Origin of the sequence: Candidatus Mycoplasma mahonii (genome assembly GCF_030550815.1) — a bacterium.
GTDB lineage: Bacteria > Bacillota_I > Bacilli_A > Mycoplasmatales > Metamycoplasmataceae > Mycoplasma_O > Mycoplasma_O mahonii.
In genome coordinates, this window is the sequence record NZ_CP114583.1 from 58,611 (window position 1) to 74,606 (window position 15,996).

Genomic DNA, 15,996 nt, shown 5'->3' on the forward strand with positions numbered 1-15,996 from the left:
CATGGCAAGCAAATATGATGTAATAATTATTGGTGGCGGACCAGCTGGTTTAACAGCAGCCGTTTATGCTGGAAGAGCAAATAAGAAAACAGTATTTATTGAGAAAGATGCACCTGGAGGAAAAATGGTTAAGACCCACCTTATTGAGAATTGACCTGGCGAAGAATCCATTAATGGAGCAGATCTTTCAATGAAGATGCTTAATCATGCACTTGTTAGTGCGGACTTTAAATATGGCAATGTAGTTGGCATAAAAAATGCTGGACCATTTGAACACATTGTTAAATTAGAGTCCGGTGAAGAGGTTGTAGGAGAATCTGTGATCATTGCAACTGGTACGACAGAAAAAATTCCCGAGTTTGTTAAAAACATTAATGTATTCGATGGTAAGGGAGTTTCATATTGCGCTATTTGTGATGGTCCTTTGTTTAAAGATAAAATAACTGCTGTTATTGGTGGTGGTGACTCTGCTGCTGAAGAATCAGTGTACTTATCATCAGTATCTAAAGAAGTTCATGTTTTCGTGAGAAAAAACCACATGAGAGCATCTAAACCAGCGATAAAAAACGTTGAATCTAGAGACAATATTATTATCCATTATTTATCTAATGTTCAAGAAGTAAAAGGTGGAGATTTTTTAGAAGAATTAACATATGATGAAAAAGGTGAAACCAAAACAATGAAAGTAAATGGATTATTTCCCTATATTGGGTTGTTTGCAAATACTGATTTTCTTGACGGATTAGGTATTACTGATAAGCATGGTTATGTTGTCACTAATGAAGATATGAAGACTAAGATTGAAGGAATATTTGCAATTGGTGATGTAAGAAACAAACTTATTAGGCAGATATCCACAGCAGCTTCTGACGGAACTATTGCTGGAAAATTAATTGCAAATAGAACAAGATAACAGCATAAAACATTGATGGGTTAATTACTACATGCATTTGGAATAAGTGAAAATATGAGATTCTGACATAATTATGTTGTAAAATAGCTCTCTTATTTTATTTGTTTGCATGTTTTTTATTTTATAATTTCTTTGTGTCATTCGCTTTAGAAATTAAAAAAGAAATTTTAAGTCAGGAATTCAATGAGGCTCAAGCCCAAGAATTTCTTGACGGGATAATCTCAACAGCTGGTTTCAACCAAATGCAAGAGACAATTATAAAAATTAATAACAAAGATATCTCCAATGTTTTAAAGGATATGCTTGGACAACTATATATACCATATGATAATACATACGAGAACAGGAATTGAATCATAGTAGAAGAAAGAATACCATTAAAAGAAAATAAAATCAAACTGCCCGGTTATTATTTTGCTGGCGCTTTTCTAGGAGGTGGTTCTATTTCCAATATAGATTCAACATCCTATCATCTAGAGATACAAATGTATTCTAATTTATCCGCAAATATTATTAAGAATTTTCTAAATAAATATAATTTTAATTTTAACTTAATTCAAAGACGCCAACTATGAGTTTTGTATATAAAAAAGGCAGATGAAATTTCTGATTTCCTAAAAGCAATTCAAGCATTTCAATCAATGCTTGCCTTTGAAGATTCAAGAATTAATAGGGATCTGCTAAGCATGGTGAATAGGTACTCCAACCTTGATATTTACAATCAAAAAAAATTAGTTGATTCTTATTCAGCATTTATGGACGATTATTTATATATTCAGAAACATAATATGCAAAAAAATTTCAGGGATCAAGAGCTATCTTTTTATGAACTCAAGAGTAAAAATCAATACAAATCATTAAACGAATTAATTCCTCTTTATAATAAAAAAAATAAGATTAATAAAACTAGATCAGCACTCAACCATTATTTAATCAAGTTGAGAAAAAAAGCTAATTCATAACATATGCTATTTTATTTGGAACCAAGCACAAATTTTGTTTCATTCCGACTAAAAACCACTAGACTGAAATTAATAAAAATAATAAGTATTTATTAATCATTAGCAAAAAAACCAATAACATATATAATTAAAAAATAAAAGGAGGTTAAATGACAATATTAATTTGAATATTATTTGCTGTATCAGCAGTTTTGATTGTTGTATCATTTATAATGGCCCCTTCATCAAATGCCTTCTCTGGTGCTTTGGTTGGTTCTTCTGACCTAGATTTATTTAAAGTCTCTAAAGAACGTGGTTCTAAGAAAATTCTTAAATGGATAATGTTTTCAGGAGGAATTGTTTTGATGATTACGGCTTTAATTATTAGATCGTTTATATAATGTTTGATAAAAATGAACTATTTAAAATACTAAACAATAAGACAATATCATTTATACAATTAACAAGACAAATGAATATTCCAAGAAGCAAAAATAGAGATTTTTCTACATTTTTGTTTTCATTAGTTAAAAAAGGCAAATTATTTAGTACAAAAGATGGTGATTATTTTGTGCCTGAAATTATTAAAACAGAAGAAGGGATAATTAGGTTAAATTCTAGAGGCTTTGGGTTTGTCGATCAAGCAAAAGAATCCATCTTTATTCAAAAGCCCAATATTCATGGAGCCATGGACAATGATAGAGTGGTTTTAGATGTCTTTCAAGATCCTATGAAAGATGGATCTCTTCAAGGTATTGTTAAGGATATTGTAATTAGAAACAGGACTAAGTTTGTTGGACTTTTGCAAAAATTCCAAGGCGAATTTAGTATTTTACCTGATGACATGAAAATAATCGGCCCCTTTAAGTTTGATGATGAAAAAAATTTGAAGATTGATTATGTTGCTAAAGTTCAAATAATTGAATTTGGGAAAGTTAAAAGAATAAAATTATTATATTTACTTGGTCAAAAAGATGATGTTTCAATTGACATCTTATCTTCAATCGAAGATGCTAATGTCCCATTTATCTTTGATCCTAAAACCCTGATGGAGGCTAAAAACATTCCGCTTGATGTATCAAAAAAAGATATAGAAGGTAGAAAAGATTTAAGAGAAGAGTTAATTGTAACAATAGATGGGGATGATACAAAAGATTTTGATGATGCAATCGAGGTTAAGAAATTAGATAATGGTAATTTTATTTTGTCAACACATATTGCAGATGTTACTCATTATGTTACCGAAAATACTCAACTCGATAAAGAGGCCCAAAGAAGAGGTACATCAATTTATCTTGCAGACAGAGTTATACCGATGTTACCCGAAGAGTTGTCTAATGGTATTTGTTCATTGAATCCACATGTTGATAGATTAACATTATCATGTGATATGATCATTGATAAAAATGGTCATACAATTGACTCTAAAATATACCCATCAATTATTAACTCTCGTCACAGGCTAACATATAATGAAGTTAACGATTTCTATTTTGGTAAAAGTAATTTTGAAGATAAAAAACTTGAAAATATGTTAAAAAATGCCAAAGAACTTTCAAACATTTTAAGACAGTTCAAAATAAATCAAGGTTATATAGATTTTGAAATTGAAGAATCAAAAATAATAATCAATGAAAAAGGTAAGACAAAAGACATTATCGTTAAGGAAAGAGCATTTGCAGAAATAATGATAGAAGATTTTATGGTCAGAGCAAATGAAACTGTTGCTGAAACTATCGCCAATAAAAAACTTCCATTTATCTACCGTATTCACGATACTCCTGAAGCCGATAGACTAAAAGGATTACAAAATGTTGTTGATGTATTAGGAATTGATGTGAAAATACCAACTACAAAAAAACCAATGGATTTTGCTCGGGCCGTCTTAAAGTTGAAAGAACATAGATTTGATGATTTTATTAAAGTGATGATGTTGAGAACAATGGCAAAAGCCATTTATTCAGAAAAAAATATAGGTCATTTTGGATTAGCTTCAACATCCTACACACACTTCACATCACCAATAAGAAGGTACCCCGACTTAATGGTTCATAGAATGCTAAAGGCTTATTTATTTGATAATAAAATAAATCAAGTAAAGCATTTTACGGATATTTTGCCAACTATTGCTGCAGATGCTTCTAATACGGAACAAAAATCTGTAACACTCGAAAGACATGTTGCTGATATTAAAAAAGCAGAATTCTATGAAAACAAGATTGGACAGAAATTTAATGCCGTCATTGTCTCTGTTATGAAGTTTGGTTTCTTTATTGAATTACACAATAAAGTTGCAGGTCTTGTTCATGCTAGTAATCTAATGGATGGCAGATATAATCTTGACAAAACTAACCTAAAGTTAGTTTCTGGTTCTAAGAAATTTGTCGTAGGGCAATCAGTTATAGCCATTGTTGTTGGTATAAACAAAAGGGAGGGTTCCATAGATTTTGTTTTAGAAGAGCATTATACTTCATGAAAAAAATCCAATGGCAAAAATGAATAATAAAACAAAAAGAATTATAAATGTTGCCGTAATAGCACATGTTGATGCTGGCAAATCTACCCTAGTAGATGCTTTGCTTGAACAGTCAGGAACTTTTAATGAAAGAGATGAAAAGATTGAACAAATAATGGATAGCAATGACCTTGAGAGAGAAAGAGGAATTACAATTTATTCCAAGAATTGTGCTATCGATTATAAGGATATCAAAATAAATATTGTTGATACACCAGGGCATGCAGATTTTTCAGGAGAAGTAGAAAGAATTATTAAGAATGTTGATACTGTTTTTTTATTGGTAGATTCATCTGAAGGACCAATGCCTCAGACAAGATTTGTTCTTGAAAAATCTTTAAAGCAAGGATTAAAACCTATTATCATTATTAATAAAATGGATAAAGACGAAGCTAGACCTGCTGAAGTTCTTGATATGATTTTAGAATTATTTATGGAATTGGGTGCTACAGATGAACAAATGGAATTCCCGGTTTTATATGGAACAGCAAAAAATGGAATTATGGATAGTGAAATTAGTATGACATCAAACAATTTAATACCGTTATTTGATGTATTATTAAAGCATGTTCTGGAATATCCTTTCAGTGCTTCAGATGAAACACAAATGCAAATTACATCTTTAAAATATGATAATTATTTAGGAAGAATGGGTATTGGAAGATTAAGAAAAGGCATGCTGACTTCGAAAGATAAATATGCTCTTATTAATCATGATGGTATTACAAAAAATGTTAAATTCTCCAAGATGTTTGTTAACAAAGGTCTTGATCGAGAAGAGGTATTAGAAGTTTATCCTGGTGATATTGCTATTGTAGCTGGAATAGCAGATATTACCATCGGAGATACTATTTCCGTTATTAGTAATCCTTCCGCTATGGAAAAGATCAAAATTGAAGAACCAACTATTTCGATGAATTTTCTTGTTAATAAGTCCCCACTTTCTGGTCAAGAAGGGAATATGTTAACTTCAAGAAATATTCAAGATAGACTAGAAAAAGAACTTGAGACAAACGTCTCCTTAAAAGTTGATATGCTATCCACTGATGATGAGGGATTCAAAGTTTCAGGTAGGGGAGAGTTACATTTATCAGTCTTAATAGAAAACATGAGAAGAGAGGGTTTTGAACTTTCAGTATCCAAACCAAAAGTTATTTATAAAGTTGAAGATGGAACTAGAAAAGAACCATTTGAAGAAGCTGTTATAACTTGTTCTTCTGAGTTTGCTGGAGCTGTTATTCAACAATTATCTGAAAGAAAAGGATTAATGCAAGATATGAACAATAATGGGAGTCAAACAAGAATGGTATTTCATATTCCAACTAGAGGATTAATTGGCTATAGACAATCTTTCATTACCACAACAAAAGGTACAGGGGTTTTAGAAAAAACATTTTATGAATATAGACATTTCGCTGGCGAAATTGAATCTAGAAAAAATGGTGTACTTGTTTCAACTGTTAAAGGTGAAGCAATGGCTTATTCATTATGAAAAATTTCTGAAAGAGGTGATTTATTTATTAACCCCCAGACAAAAGTTTATGAAGGTATGGTCATAGGAATTAATTCTCGAGCACAAGATATGGATGTTAATCCCATTAAAAATAAAGCTATGACTAACGTTAGATCTGCTGGGACTGATGATGCCATTAGAGTGCCAAAAGCAATTGTCTTAAGCTTAGAGGAAGCACTTGAGTTTATTGAACCAGATGAATTAGTGGAAGTAACTCCATCATCAATTAGATTAAGAAAAAAAGTGTTAAACAAAAAATATAGACACATGGAGACTTATTAATATAAATAAATAGTCCATATCTAATAACATGTTCTTTTGTTGTATAATATCATTGTCATGAAAGTGGCTAGAGAGTTTATATGGCAAAAGTGATATCCAAAAATAAAGATGCATTCTTTAATTTTCAAATATTGAGTACTTTTGAAGCAGGAATTGAGTTAAATGGTTGAGAAGTTAAATCAATTAGAGATGGTAATGTTGTCCTGAGGGGTTCTTTTTGTTCATTTGTCAAGGACGAATTATTTGTTTCAAATATGAATGTATCCAATTACATGAGCATTCCTGGCAACAGAACAAGACCAAGAAAACTTTTGTTACACAAAAGAGAACTAAGAAGATTGAAAGAAACTGTTAAAGTTAAGGGTAATTCTATTGTTGCCATAACTCTCAAATGATCAAGAAAAGGTAAGATAAAGTTAGACATCGGAATTGGTAAAGGTAAGAACAGGGCTGACAAAAGAGAAGTTATTAAAAAAAGAGACTTCGAAAGACAAAGACGTAATAAATACTAATGGGGATGTAATGGATTCGACATATATTTCCTGTTATTGACTGCAGTGGTTTGGTAGACCATAATACTACTAGGTTCCAATTTAAACGGAAACAAAAACAGTTGAAGCCACTTGAGACATCTTTCTTCAACCTTCAACCAAAACTCTCTAGCTTTTGCGTAATTGCTTGCTAGCGGATACTTAATCTCTCTCATAGATTATTTGTCTGTATTATTTTTGAGATATATTAGTGGATCCAATTAAAGCTAATGAACTCTAATTGGTCAGATTGAATATGTTTTGTTTTGATTCATATCAATTTGGTCTTTAAAAATCATAACTAAACTGTAGATGTCAATAACTTAGAAATATAATGGACCCGGGTTCGACTCCCGGCATCTCCACCATATGTTTTTCACCAAAATTTTGTATATAATTTTAACTAAGGAGATATTCATGAAATACAAACAGAAGATTTTAGCTATATTTCAATTTATATCCTTTTTTGGGATTATTTTATTTTTAATTGGAATTGCAGCATTAGGATATTCCATTATTGAAATGGATAATTCTGACCAGTACCAGTACATATGATCGGCATCAAAATGAATCTCTAATTTTAGAGATACCCTTGCATGTGAAAATAATCTAATCACAGGTATCACTAGTAGTGTATTCTTCTATTCATCATTCATCCTATTTATTGTTTCATGGATATTTGCATGAAAAATATTTAAGACTGAAGAAAGAAAGTTGTTTGATTCATTATTTCTCTTGTTTTTTGTTGTGCCTGTTTTATCTAATGTTTTTGCATTTATTGCTCAATTAGACACTAGAAGATTATTATTTACAGATGCAACTATTAACAAAAAGAAAATAATTAAGGATGAGACTATGCTTTTAAAAATGCAAATGAGCAATGATTTGAAGACGCCCGTAAATAAAGCTGCAAATTCTAAAAAGAAATAGAATACTCAGATGGTAATTTTCTTTATAATTTAAGCATGCTGATCATACACACACTATTAATAACAATACTACTCCTCGTGTTTATGCTCGTACTATATTTTTCTATAGAAAAAATAAAGGATTTAATTGTTTATACACCCTTAAATAAATTCAAAATTTTTAACAACATGATTGAAGGATTTGTGTATGGTGGTTCTATAATTATTTTTAGTATTTTCTTAAGAATTATTTATAGTGATTTTAATATTTTTGTATTTATAGCTCCATCTGTCATGTTACTAGTGGTTAGAAATGAGGGTGTTTCATCATACTCGTTGATTGTTTCATTAATTTATTGGGTATTCATGTGAGAATCAGGAGTAATCACATATATAATTTTGTCAATATACTTAATATTTTTATTTGCTGTTATTCTTTGGAAATTCTTTTGAAATATTAGAAAGATTCTTTGGATAATTTATCTTATCATGATTACAATTTCTTGAATTGGAATCATGATTGCATTTTTTTGGTTTGGATATTCATTTGATGAGGCATTAGTTTCCAAAATATTATTTACAGTTTTGGGAAGTATTATTCTTGAAGTATTTATCAACTACTTTATTAAAACATCTATTGCTGCAAATGTTTTATATGAATCATCAAATTATAAATATTTATCATTTTATAAAGCGCCACTATCTATAAGTGCAATAAGCAACAATATAAAAAAATACAAAATTAAAAAAGCTGTTTATGGGATATTTAACATTAATTTTAGTATTGGTAGCCCAAAAATGCTTAACAAGGAAATATCTGATGCTGTTTTAAGAGAAATAGAAAAGCAATTTGGTGATGGTTATATTTTATTTAATATCGATAAAGATAATTATGGTTTTTTCAAGAAATGAGAAAGACTAATGGATATTCATTTATGTGTTAAAAATAATTTAAAAATAGAAAGACCTATTGATGATCCATTAAATGAATTGGAGTTTCTACTTACTAAATGTAGTAAGACATTTGTTATTTCATCAGGAGAAAAAATAAAAGCAAACATATCTGCATCTGTTGCAATTTATGGTATTCAGTCTTCATCCATTAATGACTTAGAAAACATGGCAATGTTTTCTAAACAATACCTAGGAGCAGCAAAAAATAAAATATGGTTGTATGATTCAAAAGAATATAAAGATAGAATAAATGATTTCATTGATACTGAAGAGCTTGGCAATGTATTTAGCTTTGATGAATTATCATTAAAGTCTTCGCCTGTATTCAATATAAATAATGACATTTTATTCAATTATTTTGAGTTCATAAATGTATCAGAAGATTTCTTAATTAGTTCTCCATCTGATTTTGCTTATGAGTCAGGTGTTTTTGATTCATTTAATAGATACATATCTTTAGATGCAATTAGGAATAGTCACGGCAGAAAAAGTATTGCCGTTGCATATTCATGAAATTTTTTGAATAGGGAATTTGATATTGATAAATTTGAAAATAAAATTTCCATTATGAAAAAAACCCCCTCAGATTTAATGCTTATTTTTAGTAACAAGGAAATTAGTAATAATAAATTGAAAATAAGCAACATAGAAAAATTAAGAGAGAAAGGTTTTATAATAGGCTTGATAAATACAACAACTAATCAATCAAATATTATTTCTGAGATTAACCCTGACTACATATTACAAGAAAAATTGTTAAAGTCATCTTTTATTTTAAAGGAGAAGACAATTCTTCTAAATGTATCTTCAAAAAATCAATTAAGATTTGCATACAAAAATGGTGTAACATTATTTTCGGGGCCCTTGTTAGGAAGATTTAATAAACGAAAAATGAATAATACTAATATAATAAATATTAGAGATATAATTAAGGAGAACATAAATGACTAACGAATTAATATTTTTAACAATAATAATAGCTTTTTCTTTATTAGCTTTTTTCCTATTGCTACCTTGAATAATTAATTTACTAAGAATAATTTTTAAAAAAACAAATTACTCATCTTTAGGACAATCATCAAAAATGAGGCTTATACATAGTTTATATGAAGCTTGTGGAAATTTATCGGAAAACAAAACTGGAGCAATTATAACAATTATAAATAAACAAGATTTGATTAACTTCAGAACCGATGGCGTAAAAATCGATGCTAATATTTCATCGTTATTAATTGTCTCTTTATTTCAAAAAGAATCTCCACTTCATGATGGGGCAATACTAATTGAAAATAACAAAATTACATACGCGGGTACATATTATAAAATCACATCTAAATCCGTTGACAATAAATATGGCGCACGACATAGAGCGGCATTAGGCATTTCTGAACAGACTGATGCCTTAACAATAGTTGTTTCAGAAGAGACTGGAAGAATTACTTTTGCCTATGAAGGTAAAATAATTCCCGTTAAATATTCAGAATTTCAAGAAAAAATAACTGATTTCTTAAGCTAAAAAAAGGGGAGACATGAGTCTAAAATCCGCGATAGCCAGAAAAAATATTTCTGAAATAAGAAAAATTGCAAATGAGCATCCCACTGTTGATATAGCTGAATTATTTGAAGGCTTATCTCAAGCAGAAAGAATGATTTTTTTTAGGTTGCTAAATACAAGTTTTCAATCTGAATTATTTTCCGCTATTGATTCAAACTTTCAAGAACAATTATTGAAATCATTTTCTAATACAGAATTAAAATCCATAATTGATGATTTATACACTGATGAAATTGCGGATCTTATCGAAGAGGTTCCAGTTGATATTTCCAAAAGAATTTTATTAATGACTTCTAACGAAAGAAGAATCACAGTTAATAAAATATTAAGATATTCAGAAGATGAAGTCGGATCATTAATGTCTGTTGATATTGTAACTCTCAAACAAATAATGACCGTTAAAGATGCAATTCAATATATAAAGGTTAATAAAAATGATGCACGTCTTGCACATTATTTTTTTATTACCAATAACAAAAATAATTTACAAGGTTTTATTGCAATTGAAGATTTATTATTTTTGCCCCATTCAAAAAAACTTAAATCTTTCATGAAACCAGTTGCCTATGTTTATACGACAACTGATAAGGAAAAGGCTGCCAATATATTTGCTGATCAAGATATGTCAGTTTTACCTGTTTTAAATATTCGAAAAGAAATTATGGGCATGATTACATCTGATGATGTAATTGATATTATTATCGATGAGGCAAATGAAGATATTGAAAAAATGCATGGTATTGAAAATGATGGAGATCAAACTTATTTAAAAACGCCCAGTTATCAAATATTTAAATCAAGAGTCTTCTTATTAATGTTATTAATGATATCTGCCACACTTTCACAAATAGTTCTTGACTTATTTTTATCTTTATCAAAAACATCTTTGGCTGCTCCTTTGATTACAACGGCTATGGTGGCGATTTTCCCCTTTATTTCCTGAGCTGCAGGAAATGCCGGCAGTCAGTCTTCAACAACTATCATAAGGTCGCTAGTATTAGGGGAAATAAAAACAATGGATTACTTAAAAGTATTATTCAAAGAATTAAAAATTTCTACAATAATGGGTTTATCTCTCGGAATCGTAAACTTTATCAGGCTATTAATTTATTATCTTGCAAAAGATGATTTTACAACTGATTATATTATTCTTTCTGCAGTCGCATCTTTTGCACTATTTATTGTGATTATTTTGGCTAAACTTGTTGGAAGTAGTTTGCCTCTGCTTGCAAAAAAAATAAAAATTGACCCTACAGTTATGGCTGCACCGTTGCTTACCACGTTAATTGATGCTTTATCAACTACGATATTTTTTGGAGTGTCAATAGGTATAATGTTATTGGTTTTATAAAATGGGTAAGTACTCAAGTTGGTGAAGAGGCGTCCCTGCTAAGGATGTAGGTCGAGCGATCGGCGCGGAGGTTCGAGTCCTCTCTTACCCGCCATATGACAAAGTTAACCTAATGGTTAGCTTTTTCTTTATAATTTAAATATGAAACATTTATCTAACTTTTTTTGATATATTATCGTAATGTTATTTCTTGTATCCATAATATATGGGTTTTATTTTATGTTTATCATTGGATTATCTCGTCCATTATTAATAATCCTTTCATTTTATTTATTAACATTGATATTCAATTTATTGATACTTATTCAAAATAGACACTCAGAAGCTAAACTGTCTTGAATTATTGTTATGACTATTTTTCCTGTATTTGGCCACATTATTTTTATTATATTTGGTCAAAGATATAAGAATAGAATTTCCAAAAATGATTATTATAAAAAGGAAACATTTAAATTAGAAAAATTCAACAATAAAAATGATTTAATTATTCAAAAAAAACAATCAGAAATATCTCATCGAGGCATTTATTCCGCAAATATTAAAATACATAGAAGAGAGCAGGATATTTTTAATGCTTTATTTAATGATATAAAAAATGCTAACAAATTTATTCACATAAATTACTACATACTAAAACCGGGCGAGATATACGAACATTTTAAAAAAATATTAATTAAAAAGGCTGCACAGGGTGTTGAAATTAGATTTATTGTTGATGATTTTGGTCGTTGAGCAATGCCTTGATATGAAATAAAAGAACTTGAAGAATCAGGCATTAGAGTAGCTATTTTTGGGAAAGTTTATTTTCCATTTATCGGATCAGAAAATGGATACAGAAATCATCGAAAAATGGTCATTATTGATGGGGAAAAAGTCCATGCTGGTGGTATAAATATTGCTGATGAGTATGCTAATCTTAACAAGACATATGGTGTTTGACTCGACTATCAGTCAATTATTACGGGCGAAGCCGTCAGATCATATTCCTTGTTATTTATTGATGATTGACAAATAGTAAAAAAGGAAAAGTTAGACCCCAAAAAATATGTATTAGAGACAACTGGGGGTAATTCCAGAAATATTTTAGTTGAAGATTCTCCAGAAATTAATGAAAACATAATTGAAAAATCAATTGTTCAATGAATCCTCAATGCCGAGAAATCCATTAAATTGACAACACCATATTTTGTGCCTAGTCATGAAATTATATCCGCACTCAAAACAGCTGCAATGTCTGGGGTTGATATCACAATCTATATCCCGGGAAAACCAGATAAAAAAATTGTGCTCATTGTTTCAAAATATAATGCTTCTATTCTTTCAAAGTATGGAATCAAATTTAAAGAAACAAAAGACATTCTAATACATTCAAAAATCGGTGTATTTGATGACTGTTATGCATACTTTGGAACTGCAAATATAGATTTACGATCATTTTATTCTCAATTTGAGTTTTTGAATTTAGTATCTGGTCCTGTCATTCAAGAAGTTAATAATTTATTTGAGTTTTATGACAAATTTGCTGAAGATATGGTTTTTAAACCCATAAATAAATTTTCTTTAAAAGGATTCTTAACAAGATTAGCAGTATTTATCTTTTCACCTATAATGTAAAAAAATGTATAATGAATTATGAAAATAAAGGAGAAATAATGACATCATTCACAACAATTATAAAAGACCCAGTCGGGTTACACGCAAGACCAGCATCAGTAATTGTTGCAGCAGCATCGAAATTCGTGTCAAACATTACAATTGAATCAGAAGGCAAAACAGGTAATTTAAAATCAATTATGAATGTTATGGCCTTAGGAATTAAACAAGGTGCATCTATTACTATAACAGCTAATGGAGATGACGAAGCAGAAGCGCTAGCAGCAATTAAAGATGTGATGACAAAAAATAACTTGATTTAAGTTATTTTTATTCATAAAGGAGCAATAATGAAAATAAAAGGCATTGGAGCATCGTCTGGAGTTTCTCTAGCTAAGGTTTTTGAATTTATTGAAAAAGAAATAAAAATTACAAAAACAGAAGCTGACCCAAAAGAAGAATTAATAAAATTAGATAAAGCAATTTTAGAGACTATTGATCAAATCAAAAAAATAAAGTTAGTTGCACTTAAGAACCTAGGTGAAGGAGAAGCTGCAATCTTTGATGCCCATATTCAAGTTGCATCTGATCCAACAATGATTGATGAAATAAAGGAATTAATTAAGAGCGAAAACATTAATGCCATTTTTGCTACTGATAACATTTCTAAAAAATATTTTGATATGTTTGCAAATATGGATGATGCTTATATGAAAGAAAGAGCAGCTGATATTAAAGATGTTTCTAAAAGAATTATCAATTCTCTTGCTGGCGTTAGCCCACAAGATCTTTCAACCATTGATGAAGAAGTAGTTATTGTAGCTCATGATTTAACTCCATCTAACACGGCTCAGTTAAATAAAAAATTCGTTAAAGGATTTGCAACCAACATCGGTGGAAAAACTTCGCATTCAGCCATTATGGCAAGATCACTAGAAATTCCTGCAGTCCTTGGTTTGAAAAATATTACAGATAAAGTCAAAACTGGAGATTTTGTAGTAATAGATGGTGATCATGGTGATGTAATTATTAACCCATCTAGTAAGGTGATTGAAGATTTTCAAGATAAACAAGAACAAAATCTAAAAGAAATAAAAGCTGAAGCAAAATTCAAAGGGAAGCTTTCTATAACAAAAGACGGTCACATGGTCGAACTTGTTGCTAATATTGGTTCTGTAAGAGACGTAGAGAATGTTATCAAGAATGATTCCGAAGGTGTTGGTCTATTCAGGTCAGAATTTTTATATATGGATGCAAAGGACTGGCCTACCGAAGGAGAGCAGTTTGACTCATATTCAAGTGTTTTAAAATCAATGAATGGTAAAAGAGTTATCATAAGAACCCTTGATATTGGTGGTGATAAAACACTTTCTTATTTTAAATTCCCTGAAGAAATGAATCCATTTCTAGGATATAGAGCAATAAGATTGTCTCTTGATAAGGTCGATATATTTAAAACGCAATTAAGAGCATTAATTAGAGCATCTGAATTCGGAAAATTAGCAATTATGTTTCCTATGGTTGCCACAATAAATGAATTCAAGGAGGCTAAGGCAATTTATGATCAGGTCTTTAAAGAGGTTATTAAAGAATACCCAAAAATATCAACAAAAATAGAGATCGGCGTAATGGTAGAAGTGCCATCAACTGCAATCATAGCAAAACAATTTGCTAAATATGTTGACTTTTTATCAATTGGCACCAATGATTTAATGCAATATTCTATGGCGGCAGACAGAATGTCAGAAAAAGTTTCATACCTATATCAACCATTAAACCCCTCTATTTTAAATTTAATAAAAATGACAATTGATGGAGCCCATGCAAATGGTAAATGAGTTGGTATGTGCGGCGAAATGGCCGGGGATACAAATGTCATTCCATTCCTTATTGGACTGGGACTTGATGAATTTTCAATGGCAGCAACATCAATTTTAAAGGCCAGAAAACAAATTTCACAAATTGATTCAAAAGATGCTAAAATTTTAGCTCTAAATGCTATTTCAGCTGAGACTCAAGAAGATGTTCAGTTGTTATTGAATGAATTCAATCAATAAAACTATTTGTTAAACGGGGTATTTATGTATAAATATTTAGATATAATACCAGACATAGTAGTTAATATTTCTTTTGTCCAGACATAAAGAAAATAACCAACATTATTAGTGAATAATGTTGGTTATCTAAAAAAATTTGTTGTAAAAATTATATTAAAATAAATATATAATGAATAAGTTATGAACTTTACTAAAATAATAAACATGCAAAGAGAACTTGATAAATCTATTATCTCTACTCACAAAATAGAGGAATCAAAAGTAGTTAACGAAAGAATCTTGGCGCTTTTAGTGGAGGTTGGTGAATTTGCAAATGAATATGAATCGTTTAAATACTGAAAGATAAAAAAAAGTATCAATAAAAGCAAATTAATTGAGGAATTTGTTGATGGTATTCATTTTTTCTCATCTTTATTTATTTATCTGAATATCGAAAACAAAATTGTTGAATCCATTGTTACTTCGGAAAATAAAAACCTTCAATTAATGGAAACATTTAAGGCTATTGTGGCAATGGGGGACGATCTAAATGAAGCCACCGTTAGGTATGCTTTTGGCGTTTATCTAGGTAATGCTAGATTATTAAAACTATCAAATGAGGAAATTGAGAAATCATATATTATAAAAAATAAAGTGAATTTTCATAGAATAAAAAAAGGCTATTAATTATATATTTGCATTACTCTCTTGATAATGAGTGTTGTACAACATTAAATAAAATTGGTTATATTATTTTTTGCTAATTAGTTTATTTATGTATAATTATTTAGCATAAACGCAGGCATAGTTTAATGGTAGAACTTCAGCCTTCCAAGCTGACTATGAGGGTTCGATTCCCTTTGCCTGCTCCAATCACGAGAGTGATCAATTAAAACATTAGTCAA

The 15,996-nt window shown here is 29.7% G+C and carries 14 protein-coding genes, 2 tRNA genes and 1 other RNA gene; all 17 read left to right on the forward strand.

The window, feature by feature from the left end; translation table 4 throughout:
- Window position 1 precedes the first annotated feature (1 nt).
- The 17 genes from O3I44_RS00275 (at window position 2) to O3I44_RS00355 (ending at window position 15,963) form a co-directional block, all read left to right on the forward strand.
- Entirely contained in the window at window positions 2-913 is a 912-nt protein-coding gene (locus O3I44_RS00275) for an NAD(P)/FAD-dependent oxidoreductase (protein ID WP_303717203.1), read from the forward strand.
- Between the two features lie 134 nt (window positions 914-1,047).
- The gene (whiA, locus tag O3I44_RS00280; RefSeq protein WP_303717204.1) at window positions 1,048-1,875 is read left to right on the forward strand and encodes a DNA-binding protein WhiA; all 828 of its coding nucleotides are present in this window, start codon (window positions 1,048-1,050) and stop codon (window positions 1,873-1,875) included.
- Between the two features lie 149 nt (window positions 1,876-2,024).
- A complete protein-coding gene (gene secG / locus O3I44_RS00285; RefSeq protein WP_303717205.1) occupies window positions 2,025-2,255 on the forward strand; it encodes a preprotein translocase subunit SecG in 231 nt (76 codons plus the stop codon).
- Window positions 2,255-4,357, forward strand: coding sequence for a ribonuclease R (gene rnr / locus O3I44_RS00290; protein WP_303717206.1), 2,103 nt, complete (start codon window positions 2,255-2,257; stop codon window positions 4,355-4,357). Before secG ends, rnr begins: the two co-directional genes overlap by 1 nt.
- Window positions 4,341-6,164 carry a translational GTPase TypA gene (gene typA / locus O3I44_RS00295; RefSeq protein WP_303717207.1) on the forward strand — a complete coding sequence of 608 codons (1,824 nt, stop codon included), beginning with the start codon at window positions 4,341-4,343 and terminating at the stop codon, window positions 6,162-6,164. Before rnr ends, typA begins: the two co-directional genes overlap by 17 nt.
- Before the next feature lie 80 nt (window positions 6,165-6,244).
- On the forward strand, window positions 6,245-6,676 hold the full coding sequence (gene smpB, locus O3I44_RS00300; RefSeq protein ID WP_303717208.1) for an SsrA-binding protein SmpB: 432 nt from the start codon (window positions 6,245-6,247) through the stop codon (window positions 6,674-6,676).
- A 1-nt stretch (window position 6,677) separates the two neighbouring features.
- Window positions 6,678-7,062, forward strand: a transfer-messenger RNA (tmRNA) gene (gene ssrA, locus O3I44_RS00305).
- A 49-nt stretch (window positions 7,063-7,111) separates the two neighbouring features.
- Complete coding sequence (locus tag O3I44_RS00310; RefSeq protein ID WP_303717209.1) at window positions 7,112-7,624, forward strand: hypothetical protein; 513 nt, start codon at window positions 7,112-7,114, stop codon at window positions 7,622-7,624.
- Between the two features lie 167 nt (window positions 7,625-7,791).
- Complete coding sequence (locus tag O3I44_RS00315; RefSeq protein WP_303717210.1) at window positions 7,792-9,507, forward strand: hypothetical protein; 1,716 nt, start codon at window positions 7,792-7,794, stop codon at window positions 9,505-9,507.
- Window positions 9,500-10,072 (forward strand): diadenylate cyclase, encoded by a 573-nt coding sequence (locus O3I44_RS00320; RefSeq protein WP_303717211.1) that lies wholly within the window; start codon window positions 9,500-9,502, stop codon window positions 10,070-10,072. The genes O3I44_RS00315 and O3I44_RS00320 overlap by 8 nt, the downstream gene beginning before the upstream one ends.
- 13 nt (window positions 10,073-10,085) lie before the next feature.
- A complete protein-coding gene (gene mgtE, locus O3I44_RS00325) occupies window positions 10,086-11,462 on the forward strand; it encodes a magnesium transporter (protein ID WP_303717212.1) in 1,377 nt (458 codons plus the stop codon).
- 3 nt (window positions 11,463-11,465) lie between these two features.
- Window positions 11,466-11,556 (forward strand) — tRNA-Ser (locus tag O3I44_RS00330).
- A gap of 125 nt (window positions 11,557-11,681) precedes the next feature.
- Window positions 11,682-13,076, forward strand: a complete 1,395-nt coding sequence (gene cls, locus O3I44_RS00335; RefSeq protein ID WP_303717213.1) for a cardiolipin synthase — start codon at window positions 11,682-11,684, stop codon at window positions 13,074-13,076.
- 38 nt (window positions 13,077-13,114) lie between these two features.
- Window positions 13,115-13,378 (forward strand): HPr family phosphocarrier protein, encoded by a 264-nt coding sequence (locus O3I44_RS00340; RefSeq protein ID WP_303717214.1) that lies wholly within the window; start codon window positions 13,115-13,117, stop codon window positions 13,376-13,378.
- A gap of 27 nt (window positions 13,379-13,405) precedes the next feature.
- The gene (gene ptsP, locus O3I44_RS00345; protein ID WP_303717215.1) at window positions 13,406-15,112 is read left to right on the forward strand and encodes a phosphoenolpyruvate--protein phosphotransferase; all 1,707 of its coding nucleotides are present in this window, start codon (window positions 13,406-13,408) and stop codon (window positions 15,110-15,112) included.
- 180 nt (window positions 15,113-15,292) lie between these two features.
- On the forward strand, window positions 15,293-15,778 hold the full coding sequence (locus tag O3I44_RS00350; protein WP_303717216.1) for a dUTP diphosphatase: 486 nt from the start codon (window positions 15,293-15,295) through the stop codon (window positions 15,776-15,778).
- A gap of 111 nt (window positions 15,779-15,889) precedes the next feature.
- Window positions 15,890-15,963: transfer RNA gene (locus tag O3I44_RS00355), tRNA-Gly, on the forward strand.
- Window positions 15,964-15,996: the final 33 nt, after the last annotated feature.